Annotated in this window: 19 protein-coding genes and 1 pseudogene; 13 read left to right on the plus strand and 7 right to left on the minus strand. The window is 71.6% G+C overall.

Annotated elements, in window-relative coordinates; translation table 11 throughout:
• The 3 genes and pseudogenes from AB0J90_RS12305 to AB0J90_RS12315 all read left to right on the plus strand — a co-directional run.
• Positions 1-95, plus strand: a pseudogene (locus tag AB0J90_RS12305) (molybdopterin-binding protein); the annotation flags it as partial.
• Positions 65-829, plus strand: coding sequence for a ferredoxin reductase (locus AB0J90_RS12310; RefSeq protein ID WP_363595049.1), 765 nt, complete (start codon positions 65-67; stop codon positions 827-829). The pseudogene AB0J90_RS12305 and the gene AB0J90_RS12310, both read left to right, overlap by 31 nt.
• 1 nt (position 830) lies before the next feature.
• Positions 831-1,121 (plus strand): DUF6510 family protein, encoded by a 291-nt coding sequence (locus tag AB0J90_RS12315; protein ID WP_363595051.1) that lies wholly within the window; start codon positions 831-833, stop codon positions 1,119-1,121.
• 34 nt (positions 1,122-1,155) lie between these two features.
• On the opposite strand, the gene AB0J90_RS12320 is transcribed toward AB0J90_RS12315, so the two are convergent.
• Positions 1,156-1,899 (minus strand): hypothetical protein, encoded by a 744-nt coding sequence (locus tag AB0J90_RS12320; protein ID WP_363595053.1) that lies wholly within the window; start codon positions 1,897-1,899, stop codon positions 1,156-1,158.
• A 628-nt stretch (positions 1,900-2,527) separates the two neighbouring features.
• Here AB0J90_RS12320 and AB0J90_RS12325 point away from each other — a divergent pair.
• Positions 2,528-3,223 (plus strand): hypothetical protein, encoded by a 696-nt coding sequence (locus AB0J90_RS12325; protein ID WP_363595055.1) that lies wholly within the window; start codon positions 2,528-2,530, stop codon positions 3,221-3,223.
• On the plus strand, positions 3,220-4,410 hold the full coding sequence (locus AB0J90_RS12330) for a 4-hydroxybenzoate 3-monooxygenase (RefSeq protein WP_363595057.1): 1,191 nt from the start codon (positions 3,220-3,222) through the stop codon (positions 4,408-4,410). Before AB0J90_RS12325 ends, AB0J90_RS12330 begins: the two co-directional genes overlap by 4 nt.
• Here AB0J90_RS12330 and AB0J90_RS12335 read toward each other — a convergent pair.
• Positions 4,392-5,384, minus strand: a complete 993-nt coding sequence (locus AB0J90_RS12335) for a methyltransferase domain-containing protein (RefSeq protein WP_363595059.1) — start codon at positions 5,382-5,384, stop codon at positions 4,392-4,394. The genes AB0J90_RS12330 and AB0J90_RS12335 overlap by 19 nt on opposite strands.
• A 191-nt stretch (positions 5,385-5,575) precedes the next feature.
• On the opposite strand from AB0J90_RS12335, the gene AB0J90_RS12340 reads away from it, so the two are divergent.
• The 3 genes from AB0J90_RS12340 (at position 5,576) to AB0J90_RS12350 (ending at position 9,239) form a co-directional block, all read left to right on the plus strand.
• Entirely contained in the window at positions 5,576-6,730 is a 1,155-nt protein-coding gene (locus tag AB0J90_RS12340) for a nucleotide disphospho-sugar-binding domain-containing protein (protein WP_363595061.1), read from the plus strand.
• Positions 6,731-6,918: 188 nt separating this feature from the next.
• Positions 6,919-8,163: a phosphatase PAP2 family protein gene (locus tag AB0J90_RS12345; RefSeq protein WP_363595063.1), complete on the plus strand. Its 1,245-nt coding sequence runs from the start codon at positions 6,919-6,921 to the stop codon at positions 8,161-8,163.
• Between the two features lie 101 nt (positions 8,164-8,264).
• Entirely contained in the window at positions 8,265-9,239 is a 975-nt protein-coding gene (locus AB0J90_RS12350) for an alpha/beta hydrolase (protein ID WP_363595065.1), read from the plus strand.
• 22 nt (positions 9,240-9,261) lie between these two features.
• Here AB0J90_RS12350 and AB0J90_RS12355 read toward each other — a convergent pair whose 3' ends face one another.
• Positions 9,262-10,989 carry a DEAD/DEAH box helicase gene (locus tag AB0J90_RS12355; protein WP_363595067.1) on the minus strand — a complete coding sequence of 576 codons (1,728 nt, stop codon included), beginning with the start codon at positions 10,987-10,989 and terminating at the stop codon, positions 9,262-9,264.
• 136 nt (positions 10,990-11,125) lie between these two features.
• On the opposite strand from AB0J90_RS12355, the gene AB0J90_RS12360 reads away from it, so the two are divergent.
• Positions 11,126-11,536: a hypothetical protein gene (locus AB0J90_RS12360; RefSeq protein WP_363595069.1), complete on the plus strand. Its 411-nt coding sequence runs from the start codon at positions 11,126-11,128 to the stop codon at positions 11,534-11,536.
• Positions 11,537-11,603: 67 nt separating this feature from the next.
• Here AB0J90_RS12360 and AB0J90_RS12365 read toward each other — a convergent pair whose 3' ends face one another.
• Positions 11,604-12,695 carry a hypothetical protein gene (locus tag AB0J90_RS12365; RefSeq protein WP_363595071.1) on the minus strand — a complete coding sequence of 364 codons (1,092 nt, stop codon included), beginning with the start codon at positions 12,693-12,695 and terminating at the stop codon, positions 11,604-11,606.
• A gap of 174 nt (positions 12,696-12,869) precedes the next feature.
• Positions 12,870-14,318: a M20/M25/M40 family metallo-hydrolase gene (locus AB0J90_RS12370; protein ID WP_363595073.1), complete on the minus strand. Its 1,449-nt coding sequence runs from the start codon at positions 14,316-14,318 to the stop codon at positions 12,870-12,872.
• Positions 14,319-14,437: 119 nt separating this feature from the next.
• Between AB0J90_RS12370 and AB0J90_RS12375 the strand changes: the two genes are divergently transcribed.
• The gene (locus AB0J90_RS12375) at positions 14,438-15,745 is read left to right on the plus strand and encodes an NAD(P)/FAD-dependent oxidoreductase (protein WP_363595075.1); all 1,308 of its coding nucleotides are present in this window, start codon (positions 14,438-14,440) and stop codon (positions 15,743-15,745) included.
• Between the two features lie 26 nt (positions 15,746-15,771).
• Here the strand turns inward: AB0J90_RS12375 and AB0J90_RS12380 are convergent, their stop codons facing one another.
• Complete coding sequence (locus tag AB0J90_RS12380) at positions 15,772-16,611, minus strand: fused MFS/spermidine synthase (protein ID WP_363595077.1); 840 nt, start codon at positions 16,609-16,611, stop codon at positions 15,772-15,774.
• Positions 16,612-16,785: 174 nt separating this feature from the next.
• Between AB0J90_RS12380 and AB0J90_RS12385 the strand changes: the two genes are divergently transcribed.
• A complete protein-coding gene (locus AB0J90_RS12385; RefSeq protein WP_363595079.1) occupies positions 16,786-18,081 on the plus strand; it encodes an ROK family transcriptional regulator in 1,296 nt (431 codons plus the stop codon).
• Between the two features lie 178 nt (positions 18,082-18,259).
• Positions 18,260-19,444: a ThuA domain-containing protein gene (locus AB0J90_RS12390; RefSeq protein ID WP_363595081.1), complete on the plus strand. Its 1,185-nt coding sequence runs from the start codon at positions 18,260-18,262 to the stop codon at positions 19,442-19,444.
• 61 nt (positions 19,445-19,505) lie between these two features.
• Here the strand turns inward: AB0J90_RS12390 and AB0J90_RS12395 are convergent, their stop codons facing one another.
• On the minus strand, positions 19,506-20,486 hold the full coding sequence (locus AB0J90_RS12395) for a DUF2267 domain-containing protein (RefSeq protein WP_363595083.1): 981 nt from the start codon (positions 20,484-20,486) through the stop codon (positions 19,506-19,508).
• Between the two features lie 166 nt (positions 20,487-20,652).
• Here AB0J90_RS12395 and AB0J90_RS12400 point away from each other — a divergent pair, with 166 nt between their 5' ends.
• On the plus strand, positions 20,653-20,973 hold the full coding sequence (locus tag AB0J90_RS12400) for a hypothetical protein (protein WP_363595085.1): 321 nt from the start codon (positions 20,653-20,655) through the stop codon (positions 20,971-20,973).
• The last annotated feature ends 65 nt before the right edge of the window (positions 20,974-21,038 follow it).

The raw sequence follows: 21,038 nt of genomic DNA on the forward strand, positions 1-21,038 counted from the left end.
AGTTGTTGTTGACCGACGAGCCGGGTTTCTGGGAGACCGCCGGATATCACGACTACGGTGACCCGTGGCGCGAGCAGCGGTACCAGGGCGACTGAACCGGGCGGCCAGCTGGCGGGTAGCCGAGCTGGTCGAAACCCGGAACGAGACGGACACCTCACGCACGCTGGTGCTGGAGGTGCCGGACTGGCCCGGCCACCTGCCCGGCCAACACGTCGACGTGCGACTCACCGCTCCGGACGGCTACCGTGCCGAACGCTCCTACTCGATCGCCTCGGCGGCCGACGGCAACCGGGTGGAGCTGACCGTACAGCGGGTACCGGACGGCGAGGTGTCGCCGTACCTGGTCGATGTCCTGTCGGTCGGCGACCCGGTGGAGATCCGCGGACCGGTCGGTGGCTGGTTCGTCTGGCGTGCCGCGGACACCGCACCGGTCCTGCTGGTTGCCGGTGGCTCGGGCATCGTGCCGCTGATGGCGATGGTACGGACGCGACGGGCGGCCGGCAGCCGGGTGCCGTTCCGGCTGATCTACTCGGTGCGGACCGACCGCGACGTCTACTTCGCCGAGGAGCTGCGCCGACGGGTCCGCGACGACCAGGGGCTGGACGTGTCGTACGTCTACACCCGGGAAACACCGGACGGCTGGCCGACACTCGCCGGCCGGATCGGGGTGGCCGAGGTGAACAGCCACGGTTGGCCACCGGAACTCGAACCCACCTGTTTCGTCTGTGGCCCGACCGGGTTCGTGGAGACGGTCGCCGACATCCTCGTCGCCCTCGGTCATGACCCCCGCCGGGTCAAGACCGAGCGATTCGGTCCCACCGGAGGTTGAGATGACCGATCAGCAGCAGTACGCCGACGGCAACATGCTCGCCGGTCCGATGCGCGAACTCTTCGCGGTGGACCTCACCGCGGCAACCGGTCGCTGTGCGAACTGTGGGCTGACCGGGCCGCTCGCGCAGATGCGGGTCTACCGACACGCGCCGGGCCTGGTGGCCCGCTGTCCGGGCTGCGAGGAGGTCGTGATGCGGCTGGTACGCACACCGACCAGTGCCTGGCTGGACCTGCGCGGCGCGGTCTTCGTGCAGGTGCCGATGCCACCGGAGTCGCCGGCAAGCTGGTGAACCCGCCGCTCGTGCCGGTGGCACCGGCCCGCGGTCACCGTGTCGCCGTCGCGGTGGCCGGCTCGGCGGTGACCGAGTCGTAGTAGGTGAGCACACCGTGCGCGCCGGCCAGCGCGGTGGCCGCCGCCGGTGTGGTCGGTACGCCGAGCCGCACGACCGTACGCAGGTGGACGTCGACCGTTTCGGCCAGTTGCCGCCAGCGCATCGGGCGCCCGGTCCGTGGGTCGACGACCGAGCCGGAGTCCCGGTCCCGGAGGGCTCGCGCCAGCGCGTCCCGCAGGGCCGGTAGCGCCCGGTCGAGCGCTTCGCCCTGGCCGTCGGCGGCGGCGAGGTCGCCGCCGTGGTCGAGCACCTGCTCGACCACCGTGACCAGATCCACGTGGTGACCGGCGACCCAGCGTCGGGTCCGGTAGATCAGACCGAGGTCGGGCCAGCGCTTACGGGCGGCCTGCCGGCTGTTGCCGGTGGACGAGCCGAGGTCGGCCAGGCTCGCCCCGAGCCACACCGCGTCCGCCGCGTCCTCGGCGGCGCACTCGTCGATCAACTCGTTGACCAGGGCGTCGGTGAGCTGACCAGCCCGGACCCGGCGCAGGTAAGCGCTCCGGTGGAGCTGTTCGTCGTCGACGTCACCCGATTTCGGCCCCGATTCGGTGCTGTCCGGCACCGGTTGGTCGGCGAGTCGGTCGGTGATCCGGCGCACCACCTCTCGGGCCAGCCCCCGCAGCTCGTCGGGCTCGGACGCCGCAGGCAGGTCGAGTGGTCGAGGTTCTCGGGTCATGGGGTGTCCCTCCGCGTTCGGCTGTCCGCTGGTACCGCCACGACCGTAACACTGTGAACCACAGGTTTACACCCGGCGGCCAGGTTCGGTCCGCCGGACCCGCCACCGGCAACACGAACGCAAAATGCACGTCATATGGCGTGGGCCCCGCCCGAGATCTTCAGGGATTGACACCCGTCATCGAAGACGTGAGAATTCCTATGCGCTTCACCAATCCGCCGATGGCGCGAAATGGCAGGGGAACTTGCCGACGCTGCCGGTGTAGTGCTACCCGACCGGGCTGGGCTGCCAGAAGGGCGATACGTCTGTGCCTGAAGGTTTCTTGTGCTTACCGTACCCAGCACTGCTTCCGAGTAGCCGATCCGAGATACGGGCGGCGGTAGCAGACCGGACGCTGGCCGACACATTGTCTCGCGTATTCGCCCCCGATTCCGTACCGGATCCGGGTGACCTGGCGAACGACCCCGACAACTTGTCCCAGGATAACGACCCACCGCCCGAACCCAATTCGGAGTACGCCGAGCACGACCGCTATTTCCAGGTACGTCGGGTAAGCGGACAACCTGCGGAGACGTTCCTTCGCGGCCTTGTCCGTTCCTATTCACTGGTACGGGAGAACGCCTGCCAGATGGGTGTGACAAATCTCGACGCCACCCAGTGGCGCAACCTCTTCGCTGGTCTGCAGAGCATCCTGCGCTACGCCTGCGTACCCCTGTCCCACGACGTACCGCCGATGCCGGCCCGCCCGGTCGACGAAAGCCTGCCCCACCATCGCTGGCTGGTCGGGCACCAGTTGTTCTTCGCCGTGGTGCAGGGTGTGATCGTCGGGCTCAACTGTTTCGTGGGAGCCGCCGAGCGGGGCGACGAGACGGAGGCCCGGGCAGCCGTCGGGGTGGCCAGCGACTTCATGCGCAGCTCGGCCTCGGCGATCAGGTTCACCGCCGACTTCGGGCCGGTCGACTACGACAAGCTGGTCCGCCCGGCGATGGCACCGCCTGCCGTACGGGCCGGGTTCAGTGGTTTGCAGACCCGGGACCACGCCTTCCTGACCGGGCTGTTCACCGAACTGCGGGCCCTTCTCGCCCGGTTGGGACCGGGGCGCACCGGTGACGACTTCGAGGAGTTCGTGGACGCGACGATAGACGCGTACGACGCACACCGGTTCATCTGCGCCCGTTTCGGCGGCGACGTGTTGCCCAGCCTGCGGATGGCCGCCAACTCGCAGGGGCGTACCACCCAGTCCGGGACGGAGGCGCTGCGGCAGATCATGCGGGCCCGGCTCTTCACCCTCACCGGGAACGACGGCCGGAGCGCAACGGCATGACCGAACGTACCCAGGTGGGCATCGTCGGCGCGGGTCCGGCCGGCATGCTGGTCGCGGTCCTGCTGCAACGGGCCGGCATCGACTGCGTGGTGGTCGAGCGGCGCGACCGGGCCTACGTCGAGCAACGCGCCCGCGGCGCCACGGTCGAGCACCGGGTGGTGGAGCTGCTGCGCCGCCACGATCTCGCCGCCGGTCTGCTGGCCGCCGGTGCGGTCGAGGACCGGATCGAGTTCCGGATGGGCGGGCAGCGTTACCCGCTGGCCTACGACCCCGTCGCGGGTGGCCGGACGCACTACATCTACCCGCAGCAGTTCCTGGTCCGGGACCTGATCGACGCCTTCCTCGCCGCCGGTGGCGACCTGCGGTTCGAGACCGCCGCGGTGGCGATCGCCGACCTCGACGGCGACCGGCCGCGGATCCTGCTCGAGCCGGACGACGGCACCGGCCCGACCGAGCTGCGCTGCGAGGTCGTGGTCGGCAGCGACGGCGAGTACGGCGTCGCCCGGCGCTCCATCCCGCGCTCCGCGCTGAGCACGTACGAATTCCAGTACGACTACGCCTGGCTGGCCGTGCTCGCCGAGGCCGCCCCGTCCAGCGACTGCGTGATCAACGCGATCCACGAGTCGGGCTCCTGCGTGCACGTGCGGCGTACGCCGACGGTGAGCCGGTTCTACCTGCAGTGTCCTCGGGAGGACAGCCGGGCGGACTGGCCGGACGAGCGGATCTGGAAGGAGATCCGGATCCGGTTGACGCTGGACGGGCCGTGGACCCTGCACGAGGGCCCGATCCTCTCCACCAGCAGCGTACGGATGCGCAGCCTGGTCTGCGCGCCACTGCGTTACGGCTCGCTCTTCCTGGCCGGCGACGCCGCCCACATCGTGCCTCCGGTGGGGGGCAAGGGCTTCAACATCGCGCTCGCCGACGCAGAGGAACTCGCCCTCGCCCTGGTGGAGCGGTTCACCGGTGGCACTGCCGCCCGGTTGGACGCCTACTCGGACACCAGGCTGGCCCGCATCTGGCGGGCCCAGGAGTTCGTCGGCTGGATGATGGACCTGGTCAACACGCCTGGGCTGGGCACCCGGGAGGCGCCGTTCCTGCACCGGGTGCAACGGGCCCGGCTGGAACGGATCTTCGCCTCCCCGGCGTACGCCGCAGCCTTTCTCGAGGACTACATCGGGTGGGAGTGATCGTCGCCTGTCCCGCCGGTCGGCCGACTGTGCAGGATGTTCGTCGCCCGCCACTCGTCGCCGGTGGCGATCGTCAGCTCGTCCCCGGTGACCACGGCGACCGGGCTGGCCAGCGGGCTGTAGGACTCCGTCGTCCACATCGGCACCCCGGCGTAGAGCAGTTCCTGGGTCCAGATCACCCCGGTCAGCCGACCCGCCACCGCCGCCCGCAGCCGTACCTGCGGGGGGAAACCGGTGAAGGCGGGTGCGCCGTAGTCGAACGTGGCGAAGTCGTGCGCCTCGGTCAGCAGCCGCACGTCGGTACGCGGGAACCGGATGGCGCCCATCGTGGTGGGGGAGCGCCAGGTGTGCTCCACCGCGTCGACGGGGCGCATCCGGCGCATCGCCAGCCCCTGCCGTACCGCGTCGGTCACCGGCTGGAAGTCCAGGCCGTACGCGCCGCGCAGCACCGCCGTCGTCTCCTCCAGGTCGGTGAGTTCGGTGTGCAGGTCCCAGTCCCGCCGGTCACAGCCGGTCGCCCGGTACCGGACCGCGCCCGGCACGACCGTGGCGCCGTCCGCACAGAGCCGGTCCCGCAGCTCGAACACCAGTCGTGACCGACCCTCGTCGATCAGTGGATTGTTCGTGTGGATGAACGCCAGCAGCAGGTCGAACCCTTTCGGTGGGTCGAACGAGGACAACTCCAGGTCCGCCAGGTCCGCCTCGATGAACGAAAGCCGGTCACCCAGTCCGTTGTGCTCGGCTATTGCCCGGGCCAGATCCACGTGGTGCCGGTCGACACCGACGACGGTCGCGGCACCCGCCGCCAACGCGATGAAGGAGAGGAGTCCGCTGCCGGTCCCGGCGTCGAGGACGCGCATTCCGGGGCGGACCGCTTCGGTGACCGCACGCTGCACGTTCTGGCCCCGGTCGAGGCTCAACAACAGGCGCAGGTGCAGGTCCGGCGTAAACGGGATGTCGACCGGTTCGGGCACGCCAATGCTCCATTTCGGTGAGGGGACAATTGTTCCGGCGGGGGAGGGGAGAAAACGCCGGGGTAATGGTTGAGAAATTAGCAATCATGTATGGGTGTGTCAACCATTCGCGGCGCCGCCGGATACCCCGGTCAGGTGCTGATGTCGGCTATCGGGAATACATTGCTCGGCCAGTAAGGGGAGAAATTAGGATGCGCGTTCTGTTCACCGTTTCGCCGGGGCTCGGGCACCTGTTCCCGACCATCTCGCTGGCCTGGGCATTGCGCGCGGCCGGCCACGAGGTGCTCGTCGCCACCGCGGCGGAGGGTGTGGGAGCCGCGATCCGGGCCGGTCTGGCGGCCGTGGCCACCGCGCCGGCCACCGCGATCGACGCGATCTTCGCCGGTACGGTGGGCGAACCGGCGGGTCGGGCGCGCCGGATGCGGGAACGGGGACGGCAGATCGCGCGGGCGGGTGGACGCACGCACGACCTGCTGTTGCGGACCTTCGGGCAGGTGTCGTCGGCGATGGCCGACCGGACCGTACAACTGGCCCGGTGGTGGCGTCCGGACCTGGTGGTGCACTCCCGACTCCAGGGGACCGGCCTGCTGGTGGCACGGATGCTCGACGTACCGGCGGTGGAGCACGGCTTCAACCTGCTGCGCGAGGACGACTTCGCCGCCCGCTTCCTGCCGTACCTGGCGGAGAGCTTCGAGCGTCACGGGGTGCCACTGGAGCTGCCCCGGCGGGCGGTGATCCATGTCGCCCCGCCGGAGCTGATGTCCGGCAGCGGCACCGGCTGGTCGATGCGGTACGTGCCGTACAACGCCGGTGGCCTGCTGCCGGAGTGGCTGTGGGCACCGCCGACGCGGCCCCGGGTGCTGGTCACCCTCGGCACGGTGGTGCCCCGGCTGGCCGGCGTCGGCGGACTCGCCGGACTGCTGGCGTCGGCCGCGCGGGTGGATGCCGAGTTCGTGCTGGCGCTCGGCGAGGACGCCGACCTGGCCACGCTGGGCCGGTTGCCGGCCAACGTACGCCCGGTGGGTTGGACCCCGCTGCATCCGATGCTGGCCAGCTGCGCCGCGGTCGTGCACCACGGCGGGTCCGGCACCACCATGACCGCGCTCAGCGCCGGGGTGCCCCAGCTGGTCCTGCCACACGGTGCGGACCAGTTCGTCAACGCCGACCTGGTCGCGCGGCACGGCGTCGGCCGGCAGGTGGAGCCCGAGGAGGTCGACTCCGAGGTGCTGAGTGCGGTGCTGCGCGACCGGGCGGTACGCGGTGCGGCCAAGGCGACGGCGCTGCGGATGAGCGAGCTTCCGGCACCGGTCGACCTCGTCGACCGGCTGGTGGGCCTGGCGGGCTGAGAGGGGACTCTACCGCCGTGGGCTGGAAAGGGGTACGCGGCTCGGGCGAGTGTGTCGTGCGGAACTTTCGGGCATCAGACCCGCTCCCACCAGCGTTTGAGGTTGTAGCTTAGCTAGCCCAAGGATAGGTGCTCGGACTTTAGAAGTTACTAGCTGGCAAAAAGCAGATCAACCATGGGACAACCACCATGCCCGTACCCCTCGCAGAGTTCGGCCCGGCGCCCGCGCGGCACCTCGTCGATGTCGCGCACCCACCGACCGCCGACGGCCCCGCCATCGAGGTACGGCAACCCGTCCCCGCCCCGGCGCGGCGGCACCTCGCCTTCCCGTACGCCCTCGGGGCGCTCCGGGAACTGCTCCTGGTAGCCGCCCTCTGGGCCGCGTACAGCCTGGGCCGGCTCATCGCCGACGGTCACGTGCCCACCGCGATGGCCAACGCGCACCGGGTCTGGGACCTCGAGCGGGCTCTGGGCCTGCCCGACGAGGCGAGCCTGCAGCACCTGTTGACGCAGAGCGAGACGTTGGCGCGCACGGCGAACGGCTACTACGCGTACGTGCACTTTCCGGCCACGGTGGCCTTCCTGGTCTGGCTCTACCTGCGCCGCCCCGGCTACTACCGCCGGGCCCGCAACACGCTTGCCGTACTGACCGGCGTGGCCCTGGTCGTCCACCTGGTCTTCCCGCTCGCCCCGCCACGGATGCTCGCCGAAACCGGCATGATCGACACCGCCGCACGGTACGGCCCGTCGGTCTACGGCTCACCGACCGCCGACGACCTCACCAACCAGTACGCCGCCATGCCCTCGCTGCACGTCGGCTGGGCGCTGCTGGTCGCGGTCGGGCTCATCGCCGTCACCCGCAGCCGGTGGCGCTGGCTGTGGCTGGTCCACCCGGCCGTCACCCTGACCGTGGTGGTCGCCACCGCCAACCACTACTGGCTCGACGGGATCGTCGCCGCCGCCATCCTCGCGGCCATCCCACTGCTCCTCCCCGCGCTGCGTCCCACCTCGGCCACCGCCGGGCACCGGGCGGGTGGCCGCGCGGCCCGAGAGCACACCGCCGGCCTCGTCCGGCAGCGCGGCGCGACCAAGAGCGGCCTTGTCGAGCGGCGCGGCCCAACAGGGCGCGGCACCGTAGGGCAGCGCGGCACCCGGACCGCGAAGGCGCTCGCCCGGCATCGCGGGCGACCCGGCCGGAACCGGACCCTGCGTCGAATTGGTGTCGCGGTGGCCGGCGGGGCGGTCATCCTGGCCGGAGTCGCCATGCTGGTGCTGCCCGGACCCGGTTGGCTGACCATCTTCGCCGGCCTGTCGCTGCTCGGCCGGGAGTTCCCCTGGGCGAAACGACTGGCCGACCGGCCCCGGCGGGGCTTCGTACGGGTACGCGACCGGATACGCGGATCACGCGTCTGGCAACGGGTGCGGGCGCGATGAGGTCTACCCGCGTTGCCGGGACCCGCCCCGCGTACCCGGCTCCCGAACCATCCCCCGGCGGGCCCGCACCGAACGTCGAGCCCGTACCGAATCTCGTGCTCGTGCGGAAACCCGTGAAGACGAAGGAAGCGCAGACCGTGAACAGCATCAGCAGCCGCATCCTGACCGTTTCGCTGACCCTCGCCGGCGTGAAGCGGTGGCAGTTCGCGCCGAAGCGTTTCATCGGCGCCTCGGCCCCGCCCAGAGACCCGAACGGACACCGTCCGCCGATCCTGCGGCATGTCACGGTGGAGCGGCAGGACTTCGAGAACTGGCCGACGTACGTGGTCACACCGGTCTCCGGCGGCGACGCCGGACAGATCCTCTACCTGCACGGCGGTGCGTACGCGACCGAGATCAGCACCGGGCACTGGAACCTCGTGGCCCGGCTGGCCGAGCGGACCAACCGCACCATCACCGTGCCGATCTACCCACTGACCCCCGAGTACGGCCACCGGGACGTGTTCCCGACCCTCCAGCGCCTCTACCGGCGGGTCGCGGCGCTCGGGGCGCCGGACCGGCTCGCGGTCGTCGGCGACTCGGCCGGCGCCGGGATGGCGCTGGCGCTGGTGCAGTCCCTACCGGCGGGCGACCCGCGCCCCGGTGACCTGGTCCTGCTCTCGCCCTGGCTCGACGCGACCATGACCAACCCCGACATCTCCGCGATCGCGCCCCGGGACCCGCTGCTGAAGCCCGCACACCTGAGATCCCTCGGGCACCTGTACGCGCTGCCGGACCTGCCCTCGGTCGCCGAGGTCAGCCCGATCAACGGTCCGCTGGGCGACCTGGGCCGGGTCACCCTCTTCACCGGCACCCGGGACGTGCTCAACCCGGATGCCCGGCGGCTGCGCCAACTCGCCGCCGACCAGGGCACCGACATCGTCCTGCACGAGTATCCGGGCATGCTGCACGACTGGGTGCTCACCCCGATACCCGAGGCCAGGCGGGTCATCGCGCAGATCGCCGAGGTGCTGGGGCAGGCCCACTCCGTCGACTCCCCGGCCACCGCGATGGCCCCGCTCGAACTCCGGTCGTGAGCGGCGAGGGTAGCCGCGGGTACTACTCGCGGCTGCCCTCGCGGTCCCGGCGTACGGTCGCCTTGCGGCCCTTGATGGTGGTGCCCCGCAGCCGGCTGATCACCTCGTCGGCGGCCGCCTGCGGCACCTCGACCAGCGAGAACCGGTCGGCGATCTCGATCGAGCCGATCTCCCGCCCGCTCACCCGGGTCTCGCCCGTGATCGCACCGACCAGGTCCTGCGGCCGGATACCGGACCGCCGGCCCACCCCGATGAACAGGCAGGTCATGCCGCCCTGGCGGGGCCGCCCGGCGCGCTGGCCGTCCCGACCACGGCTGTCCCGCGACGCCCGGCCGTCCCGCTCGCCCCGGAGCGTGACCTGCGGGATCTCCTCGTCGTCGACCGGCACCCCGGACGCCTCGTGGGCCAGCTTCACCGCCGCCAGCGCCACCTCCATCACGTCGAACTCGTCGGTCAACGTCTCCACGATCACCCGGAACTGCTCCAGGTCGTCCTCCAGCAGGCTCTCCTGCAGGGCCGCCCGGGTCAGCTCCAACCGTCGGGTACGCATGTCCGCGACCGTCGGTACCCGGTCGATCGAGATCCGCTGGCCGGTCACCCGCTCGATGGTCTTGAGCATCCGGTGCTCACGCGGCTCGGCGAGGGTGATCGCCACCCCCTGCCGGCCGGCCCGGCCGACCCGCCCGATCCGGTGCACGTACGACTCCGGCGCCGACGGCACGTCGTAGTTGAACACGTGCGTGAGCTGCTCGATGTCCAGCCCGCGAGCGGCCACGTCGGTGGCGACCAGGAGATCCGCGGTGCCGGTACGCAGCCGCCCCATCACCCGGTCGCGCTGCTCCTGGCTCATCCCGCCGTGCAGCGCCTCGGCGCGGTAGCCCCGACCGTTCATCGTCTCGGTGAGCCGGTCGACCTCTTCCCGGCTGCGGCAGAAGACGATCGCGGCGGTGGGCGACTCGGCGTCCAGCACCCGTCCCAGCGCCGCCGGCTTGTGCGCCCGCGCCACCACGTACGCGGTCTGCCGGACCAGCGGTGCCGTGCCGGTCGGCGTCGACGCCCGGCCGATCTCGATCCGTACCGGTGTCCGCAGGTGCTGGCGGGCCATGCCGTCGATCCGGGCCGGCATGGTGGCCGAGAACAGCACGGTCTGTCGTTGCTCCGGGGTCTGCGCCAGGATCGCCTCGATGTCCTCGGCGAAGCCCATGTCGAGCATCTCGTCCGCCTCGTCCAGCACCACCGTGGCGAGCTGTCCGAGTCGCAGGGTGCCTCGGGCGATGTGGTCCAGCGCCCGGCCCGGGGTGGCGACGACCACGTCCACGCCGCCGTCGAGGACCCGCAGCTGCCGGCCGATCGGCTGACCGCCGTAGATCGGCAGCACCCGGACGCCGAGTTCGCGCCCGTAGCGGTGCACCGCCTCGGAGACCTGTACGGCCAGCTCGCGGGTCGGCACCAGGACCAGTGCCACCGGGTCGCCGGAGCGGCGGTCCGCCGGCATGCGGTGCAGCAGGGGGAGCGCGAAGGCGGCCGTCTTGCCGGTGCCGGTGGCCGCCTGGCCGAGCAGGTCCTGTCCGGCCAGCAGCGGCGGGATCGTCTCCCGCTGGATCGCGGTCGGTTCCTCGTAGCCGAGGGCGCTCAGCGCGCCCAGCAGCTCGACCCGCAACCCGAGGTCGGCGAAGGTGCCGGACCCGTCGTCGTCGCCAACGCCATCGACGGGGATTGCTGGATCGGGCTGTACGGTTTCGGAACTCATACCCCCAAGCTTTTCATTACCCCCGTCGGCGTGTTTCGACTACCGGTGTACCTACCCGGGACGGGACTGTGCTTACCGGCAGGACTGAGCCCCGCGACTCAGGTGGCAGGGACCTGACCCGGTGAGAATGACCGGCATGAGACGCACTCCGCGTACGGCCTCCCGCTCCCGCCGCGCGGCGTTCGCCGCCCTGGCCGCCGGCGCGGTCACCGCGACGACCTGGGCGGTGTGCTACGGCACCGACCGGTTCGTCAACTCCGCCTTCCCCAGCCCGGACGCGAACATCGGTCTGGGCCTGTTCGTCCTCGGCCTGCCCATGGTGGCGGTTCCGCTGCTGACGTGGTGGGGGCTGCGCCGGGCGGGCGTGCCCGTGGCGGGTCCGGTGGCCGCCGGCACCGTCCCGGTACTCCTCGCCGCGTACCTGACACCCTGGCCGATCGTCGCGGCGAGCATCGTGGCGGTCACCGTCTACGGGGGTGCCGCGGTGCTCGTGGTCGACGCGACACTCACCCGCCGCGACCACGAGACCGTCCGGCGTACGGCCTGATCGTGGTCCCGTGCGCGGGCCTCACCACCGACGTCACCGGTGGTGAGGCGCCGACGCCCGACATCGCTCAGACGCGGGAGGTGAAGGTGGAGAGGAACCGGTACGGCTGTGGTGTGCCGGTGTTGTCGAAGCAGAGGTGGTCCACCAGCGCGTCCGGTCCGACGAACGTCCACGGCTGGGTCAGGTGGCAGTAGTTCGGCCCGGTGCCGTACGCGGTGACCTGGGCGTGGGTCTCGCGTATCCCGAGCGTCGGGTAGCGCACGTCGTAACGGCCGGCCGGAGCGGTGGCGACGATGCTGTTGAAGCCGATCCCGTTGGGGTAGTTGAAGTTGGTCGCCCCGGCTCCGGCGGACCAGACGTAACCGAAGTACTTGGGTGGGCCGAGGGACGCGAAAACCGCCCGTTCCCGGTGGTACGACAGGGTGAACTCGCTGGGCACCACGGCACCGGCCTGGTCGTAGCAGACCACCCGTACGTTGACGTCCAGCGCGGCCGCCGCCCAGTTCTCCACCTTGCAGCGGCGCGGGTTGGCGTTCGGTGACACGGCGGTGACCTGGACGTTCCCGGTGAGCGTGGCGGCGCCGCCGACGCCGGTCAACCGGACCTGGTAACCACCGCCACCGGGGGTGACCGTGACGCTGCCCCCGGTCGAGTTGTACGCCTGGACGATGCTGGCCGGTCCGTACTGCACGGACGCGTAGCTGCCCTGCCCGGCCGGCAGGATGCCCGAGTTGAGCGTCCAGAGCACGGTGAACTGGCTGTCGTCGCGCCCACCGAAGGGGCGGTGGCACTGGACGTCGACGATCTCGTCCACCCCGGTCTGGTACCAGCGGACGATCTCGCAGTAGTGGCCGGTGCGGTTGACCGCGGTGACCTGCACGTTGCCGCGGGAACCGGTGCCTACCTGGGGGAACCGGACCAGGAACCGGCCGGGGGCGAGCTTCATGCCCTCGGCCGACAGGGCCGGGAAGGTGCTCTTCCAGCTGCCCCACTGCCGGGTGGGGTCGAGTACGGTCCAGACCGACGCCGCCGGGTTGTCGACGAAGGCGAAGCCCCATTTGTCGGCGGTGGCGGCTCGCACCGGCCCGGTGGGCCCGAGCAGGGTGGCGGCGAGCGCGGCGGTCAGGGTGGCGGCGAGGATGAGGGGACGGGATCTCATGTGCTCCTCCGATCGACGCAAATAAATGCGTGACGCAAGGGTGCCCAACCCCCGGCCGTGATCGCCATGGGGGTTGGGCACCCTTCGCTGACCGCGTCGCTTCGGACTGTCCCTACCATCTCCCGCGCCTGGGCGGGTACCGGGTCGGACCGGGTGACTGCCCGGCCGCCGGGGTCAGCTGCCGGGCTGGGGGAAGGCGACCGGACTGCGGTGACCGGCCCGGTCAACCGCCCGGATGCCGAAGAAGACGTTGTCCTTGGACAGGTCGATGGTGACCGTGGTGACATCGCCGACCTCGATCACGTGCGTCCACTCCGACGCGGTCGTCTCCCGCCAGAGCACCTCGTATCCGGCCAGGTCCGGCTCGGTGCCGCGTTCCCAGCGCAGCTCGGTGTCGTTGGTCAGGTTCGTGGTCACGATCGTCGCCCGCTTCGGCGTACCGGGCGCCTGGGCCAGCGACCAGAGCACGGCGCCGTTGACCCGGGCCACCCGGGTGATGTAACCGAAGTCGCAGAACTCCGGCAGGTCGCCGAACTGCTTGCCGTCCACCACCCGGACGTCCTGGTGCTGGTGGGCGAAGTCCTCGTTCGGCTCGGTGAACCGGCCCGCCGGCCAGCCCTCCCGCAGGAACGCGATGTGGTCGCTGCCGCGCAGGTAGCGGTCCCGCCGGTAGACCACGCGTACGTCCATCCCGGTGGCGCTGTTGTCCGCCACGTCACTGACGAACCGGGCGAGCTGCCGCGACGGCGAGTCGTTCTCCCCGCCGACCGACTGCCGGGTGCTCGCCTGCCCCGGGGTCTCCGAGGTCGGCACCCCCTCCGCGAACAGCCGTACCGACTTCGGGTCGCGGGTGCCGTCGTCGGCCCTGCTGCTGCCGACGATGTCGTTGCTGAACATGCCCTGGATGTCGGTGCCGGCGGCCTTGTACTGCTGGGCCAGGTAGGTCGAGCCGTACAGGTTCTGCTCCTCGCCGGCCACGGCGGCGAAGACGACGGTCGCCTCGATCGGCCGGGTGGACATCACCCGAGCCAGTTCCATCAGCACCGCCACCCCGGAGGCGTCGTCGTCCGCGCCGGGGGCGTCGCTGGTGAAGTCCATGACGTCGGTGCACCGGGAGTCGTAGTGCCCGGTGATCACGTACACCCGCTCCGGGGAGGTGGTGCCGCGCAGGGTGGCGACCACGTTGGTGATCCGGGTCGGCACCGGGATCCGGGAAGCCGGCTGCTGGATGTACGACTGCAACTCGACCGTCAAGCGGCCTGCGGAGCCCGCCACGTAGCTCTGCAACTGCTGGTGGATCCAGTCCCGGGCGGCGCCGATGCCACGCTCCGGATCATCCTGGCTCGACAGGGTGTGCCGGGTGCCGAATGCGGCCAGCCGACGCACGATCGCCTCGATCCGCCGCTGGTCGACCTCCTCCAGCAGCCGGCGCAACTCCCGGTCGGGGGCTTGCGGCCGGACCGGCCGGCCGGGACCGTCGTTCCCGCCGTGGCCGCCGGCCGAGGCCGGGTCGGCGACCAGTGGCACCGTCACCGCCGCCGCGGCGGTGACGGTGGCGGCGGAGAGGAAGGTACGGCGGGTCGGCTTCGTGGGCTGTGAGCCGTGCGATTCGTCAGATGCCATGAGATCATCGTCATCAATCAACGTGACGGGTGTCAATGCCCGTGATCCACCCACGCCGGCCGGGCGAACCGACCCGCGGGCCGAGGTTTGTCCGGCTTGTGCCAGGGAACGGCACCGCTATGACCACACCGCGTGTCGTGATCGTCGGGGCCGGTTTCGCCGGGTACCACGCGGCGAAACGGCTGTCCCGGCTCGCCCGGGGACGGGCCGACATCACCCTGATCAACTCGACCGACTACTTCCTCTACCTGCCGCTGCTGCCCGAGGTGGCGGCCGGTGTGCTCGAACCGACCCGGATCACCGTCCCGCTGACCGGCACGCTGCCGGGCGTACGGGTGATCGTCGGCGAGGTGGACCGGGTCGACCTGCGCGGCCGGCGGGTGGGCTTCGTCCCGCCCGAGGGCGACCACCAGGAACTGGGCTACGACCGCCTCGTGCTCTCCGTCGGCAGCGTGAACAAGCTGCTGCCAATTCCCGGGGTGACCGAGCACGCGCACGGCTTCCGGGGCATGCCCGAGGCGGTCTTCCTGCATGATCACGTGGTCCGCCAGATCGAGTTGGCCGATGCCACGGACGACGCGCGCGAGCGGGTCGCCCGCAGCACGTTCGTCGTCGTCGGTGCCGGCTACACGGGCACCGAGGTCGCCGCGCACGGGCAGCTGTTCACCGACCGGCTGACCGCCCAGCGCCCCGGATTCGACGTCCGGCCCCGGTGGATGCTGCTCGACGTCGCCGACCGGGTGCTGCCCGAACTGGACCAGCGGATGTCGGTGACCGCGCAGCGGGTGCTCGACCACCGCGGGGTCGACGTACGGATGGGCACCTCGGTCAAGGAGGCGACCGAGGACGGGGTACGGCTCAGTGACGGCGAGTACGTGCCGACCCGCTCGCTGATCTGGTGTGTCGGCGTACGGCCGGATCCGCTCGTCGCCGACCTGGGGCTCTCCACCGAGCGGGGCCGGCTGACCGTGGACGAGTTCCTCGGCGTACCCGGCTTCCCCGAGGTGTACGCCTGCGGCGACGCCGCCGCGGTGCCCGACCTGACCCGCCCCGGGCAGGTCACCCCGATGACCGCCCAGCACGCCGAACGGCAGGGCAAGCTCGTCGCGCACAACATCGCCGCCTCGTACGGGCGTGGTCGGCGGCGGGCGTACAAGCATCACGACCTGGGTTTCGTGGTGGACCTCGGTGGTAAGGACGCCGCCGCGAACCCGTTGCAGGTGCCGCTGTCCGGGTTGGTGGCAAAGGCGGTCACCCGTGGCTACCACCTGTTGGCGCTGCCGAGCAACCGGGCGCGAGTGGGGGTGGACTGGCTGCTCGACGCGCTGCTGTCCCGTCCGGCGGTGCAACTCGGCCTGGTCGCCTCCAACGCCGTACCGCTGGAGAGTTCCTCGCCGGAGATGCCCACCCGGGTCGGCTCCCGCTGACCGCTCCGCTCGGCCGCCGGTCCGGCTCAGACCGGGTCGGCGGCGTCGGTCGCGCCGCGGCTGCCGGCGGCGTCGGTCACGGGCCGGCTGCCGGCGACGAACCGGTCCAGCGAGGTGCCGTGCAGGACGCCGCCGGGCACGCGGTCCCGTGCCGCCCGGCTCGCCAGTCGGGCCACCGGCAGCCGGCCCGGTTCGCGGGCGGCGGCCAGCACCACGTTGCCGTACCGCCGGCCGCGCAGCATCGCCCGGCTGGCGATGACCGCGACGTCGGCGAACGCGACCCGCAGGGTGGCCGCCTGGACCCGGGAGAACGCCAGCAGTGGCAGGTCGGTCAGGTTCACCAGGTAGATGCCGTCGGGGCGGAGCACCCGCGCGGCGTGTGCCGCGAACTCGGCGCTGGCCACGTGTTCGGGCATCTGCGCGGCCTGGTAGACGTCGGCGAGCACCAGGTCGAAGGCGCCGTCCGCCTCGGCCTCCAGGGCGGCGCGGGCGTCGGCCACCCGTATCCGTAGGTCGCCCGCGGGTAGCGGCAGCTCGCGGCGGACCAGGTCGACCAGGGCGGCGTCGCGTTCCACCACCACCTGGACCGACTCCGGCCGGGTCGCGGCGACGTAACGCGGCAGCGTGAGGCCGCCGCCACCGAGATGCAGCACCCGCAGCGCGGCACCCCCGGTCGCTGCCGCGTCCACCACCGAGGCCATCCGCCGGACGTAGTCGAAGTGCAGGTACGTCGGGTCGGCCAGGTCGACGTACGACTGGGGTACGCCGTCGACGAGCAGGATCCGTCCGTTGGGGCGGACCCGGTCGATCAGGAGTTCCGTCGTCGCGGTCCTGGCCCCGGCCGGTGTCCGCGGTTCGGTCGTCACCGCGCCACGCTAACCGCCGCCGGTCCACCCCTCGACGGCGACGTCGGCCTTTCCCTCGGACGGTGGGTTATCGGCAGGTTTCGAAATAGTTAGGAATCCATGACGGTCACCCCTTGATATCGATATGCATCGCATGGTTGGTTAGTCGGACCAACAGACGAATCAGGGGCCGCGATGTCCACTGCACCGCGTTTCGGTCAGGTCCGACCGGCGCACGCGCCCAGCGACCAGCTCTCGCTACGCCGCGCCAACCTCTCCCGGACCCTCGGCCACCTGCGGATCCACGGGCCTCGCTCGCGCGCCGCCATCGCGGCCGGCACCGGCCTGCACAAGGCGACGGTGTCCAGCCTGGTCGACGAGCTGCTGGCCCGCCGGCTGGTACGCGAAACCGGGCTGGAGTACTCCGGCACCGCCGGTCGACCCGGTCGGGCGGTCGCCCTGGACGGGGCCGGAGTCGGTGCTCTCGGAGTCGCGATCAACGTGGACTACCTCGGCGTACACGGCACCGACCTGGCCGGTCGGGCGCTGGTGGAGCGCCGCATCCCGTTCGACGCCACTCGGGGCGGGCCGGACCGCTGCGTGGCCGCGCTCACCGAGGTCACCCGCGACGCGCTGCGTGACCTCGAACAACTCGGTGCCACGCCGGTCGGCGTGACCGTGGCGGTACCGGGGCTGGTCGACGTCGGTCGGGGCACGGTCGTGCTCGCGCCCAACCTCGACTGGCACGACCTCCCGCTCGCGGCCCGTCTGACCGCCGCCCTCCCGACCGGCCTGCGGGTGGTGGTCGACAACGACGCCAACCTCGCCGCGCTGGCCGAACACACCTACGGCGTGGCCGCCGGCAGCCGCGACCTGGTCTACCTGACCGGCGAGGTGGGCGTGGGCGGTGGGGTGATCTCCGACGGCCGGCTGCTGCGCGGCAACGACGGCTTCTCCGGGGAGGTGGGTCACCTGCCCGTGGATCCCGCCGGGCGCCGCTGCGGCTGCGGCCGGATCGGCTGCTGGGAGACCAAGGTCGGACTCGCCGAACTGGCCCGGGCGGTCAACCCCGACCGGGCCTACGGCCTGGACCCGGGACCGCTGCGGGTGCCCGAGGAGCGGGTCGCCGAACTGCACCGCCGACTCGCCGCCGACGACCCGGTCGCGTTGGCCGCGGTGGCCGAGGTCGGCCGCTGGCTCGGGCTCGGCGGTGCGATCCTGGTCAACCTGGTGAACCCGAGGGTGCTCGTACTCGGCGGATACTTCGCCACGCTGGCGGACTGGCTGATCCCGGCCGCCCACGCCGAACTCGACCGACTCGCCGTGGCCGGCCCGGCCGCTCACTGCCGGTTCGTCGCCTCCGACCTCGGCTTCACCGCCGCCGCGAGAGGCGCAGCCGGTGTGGTCGTCGACCGGGTGATTGCCGACCCGACCTCGGTGGGTAATCACCGAAGCGGCGTGCCCCGCGGCGCGCCGGCCCGTACCCCCTAGTCCTTTCCCGACCACCACCCAGATGTCCACTCCCGACCCACCGACCACCGCTGGCGGTCCTTCGGCAGCCGACCGGCCCGACCCCACCACCCACGACCGACAGTCAGCGCGGCGGCGCGCGCCCGGCCCGGTCGTCCTCCCCACCCGGCTACCAACGTCCCGATCAGAAAGGCCGACCATGAAACTCCCGATCCGTCGCGCGCTGGCGGTCGCCGCATCCGGCGTGCTGCTCGCCGGCACGGCCGTCGCCGCCACCGCCGGCCCGGCCCAGGCCGCCGACCCGGCGTACCAGGTCCTCGTCTTCTCCAAGACGGCCGGATTCCGCCACGACGCCATTCCCGTGGGCATCCAGGCGATCCGTGACCTCGGTGCGGCGAACAACTTCACCGTGACCGCCACCGAGGACGCCGCCCAGTTCACCACGACGAGCCTGGCCCGGTTCCGTACGGTGGTCTTCCTGAACACCACCGGCGACGTACTCAACGCCACCCAGCAGAGCGCCTTCGAGTCGTACGTCAACGGTGGCGGCGGCTTCGTCGGTGTCCACTCCGCCGCCGACACCGAGTACGACTGGCCGTACTACGGCCAGCTCGTCGGCGCCTGGTTCGCCTCCCACCCGGCGATCCAGCAGGCGAACGTGAACGTGGAGGACCGTACCCACGCCGCCACCGCGCACCTGCCGCAGACCTGGACCCGCACCGACGAGTGGTACAACTACCGCACCAACCCGCGCGCCCAGGTACGGGTGCTGGCCAGCCTGACCGAGTCCAGCTACTCCGGTGGGTCCATGGGCGACCACCCGATCGCCTGGTGCCACCCGCAGTCGAGCGGACGGGCGTTCTACACCGGCTTCGGTCACACCCAGGCCTCGTACGCCGACAGCGCGTTCCGCGCGCACCTGCTCGGCGGCATCCGGTACGCGGCTGGCTGGGCCCCGGCCGCCTGCACGCCCGGTGGCGGTGGCGGTGGCGGCGGCTCGGTCACCGTGGAGGCCGAGGCGTTCAGTTCGCAGTCCGGCGTCCAGGTGGTCGGCAAGGGTGCGGCCAGTGGTGGCGCGACCGTCGGCTACATCGAGAACGGCGACTGGACCGGGTACGCGTCGGTGAGCACCGCCGGGCGTACCGGTTTCTCGGCCCGGATCTCCTCGGCCGGCGCCGGTGGCACGTTGCAGGTCCGCTCCGGCTCGGCCACCGGCACCCTGCTCGGCTCGGTGGCGGTGCCGAACACCGGCGGCTGGGAGACCTTCCGTACGGTCACCACCACCCTGACCGCGACGGCCAGTGGGCCGCTGTTCCTGCGTTTCACCGGCGGCGCCGGTTCGCTGTTCGACGTCGACTCGGTGACCCTCACCGGCGGCAGCTGACAGACGCCGTACCGGTCGGCGGGTGATCGCGTCCGCCGACCGGTACCGGTCGAAGTCGAGATCAACTCAACCCGGCACCGGCCTCGTCGATCGCGTCGTCCACCTGGCGGGCGAGGTCGATGTCGAGCGCTGTCACCGCGTCGACCCGCGCGGTACGCACCACGATCACCGCGGTGGACGGGCTCTCCCGGCCGATCCGCGGACCCCGGCCGTTCTCCGGTCGCAGGGCCGCCAACCGCCCCAGCACCCGATCGAGGTTCTCCGGTGGCAGTTCGATGGTCCGGGTCAGCGACCGTCCGTCACCCGACCAGTACGGCAGGTCGGCGAGGGCGGCGCGCAGTTCGTCGTCGGTGAGCGGGGCGGTCTGACCGTGCGGGCTGACCACACCACCGCCGGCCGATGGTGGACCGAGCAGGTCCCGCAGGTCGATCGGCAGGTCCAGGGACTCGACCAACTCCCGGTCACGCTCCGCCAACGCGCTCAGCGTCGCCTGGGCCTGGTACCGCGCCTGTTCCGGCGTTCGCTGGCTGATCCTGGCCACCTCCGCCAGGAAACCGCCCAGGTCGTGGCGGCGGGCGGCGGTGCCCGAGAGTCCGTTGTGCAACTCGTTCGGTACCGCGGCCAGCAACCGCTCCCGGTCCGCGTCGCCCAGTGCCTCGGCCAGAGCCAGGACGGTCGCCTCCGCCGCGCTGCGCGCCTGGTCGAAGTCGACCCCGGCCCGCCGACCGACGTCGGTCACCAGGTCCCGGTACTGGATCACGGCGACCTCGGCGGCGCCGCTCGGACTGTCCTGGTCCGGCAGCGGCCAGGCAGGTGGGGCGGTCGACGGGACCGAGGCGGGTTCGAGACCGGCCCGATCCGCGGCCGGCTTACGCGGGCCGGCCTCCGGCGGACCGTCCCGGCGGGCCTGGTCCAGGCTCTCGAGCTGCTTCGACGAGCCGAGCGTGAATCCCGCGCCGCTCGGCCGCTGCCCGCGTTGACGTGCCTGTCGAGCGAGCGCGCGGCGCCGCTGGTTGTCGCCCTCCATCTGCTTTCCGCTCATGTCCTGCGCCTTCCCGCCGTACGGACGGCCGAAACGGCGGGACGCGACGGGCCGGGCGGCGCTCCGGACGGGGTCATGCCGGCGGGGTGAGGGGGCCTCACCCGTGCTGGGCCCATGATCGAGCTGGACCGGCAGACTTCCGAATGCTCGCGGAAGGAAGGTCGTCATGAAGCGGATCATCGAGATCGTCCCCGCTCGTCCGGGATGGTATTCGCGCTGGCGTCTCGCACCGGATGCCACCCGTTCCTATCCCGTCACGGTCTGGGCCCTGGTGGAGGATGCCGACGGAGCGAGCCGAGAGGTGATCGGTGTCGACTCGGTGGGGCAGTGGCCGGGCGCGGACGACAACGAACCCGGTGCCGACTTCGTCCGGTACCTCTTCCAACCGCCGGACACCGGCCACCCCGACGACGCCGACCAGGGCCGGGTCACCTCCGGCAGCGGCGTCCCCACCGCCCTGCTCGAACCCACCACCGCCACCTCCTGACCCTGACCCAGCCGGGGCGGACGCAGGTCGACGAACCTGTGTTCGCCCCGGCGGCGATGGGTGGG

The organism is Micromonospora sp. NPDC049523, assembly GCF_040676775.1.
In the GTDB taxonomy this organism is placed as follows: Bacteria; Actinomycetota; Actinomycetes; order Mycobacteriales; family Micromonosporaceae; genus Micromonospora_G.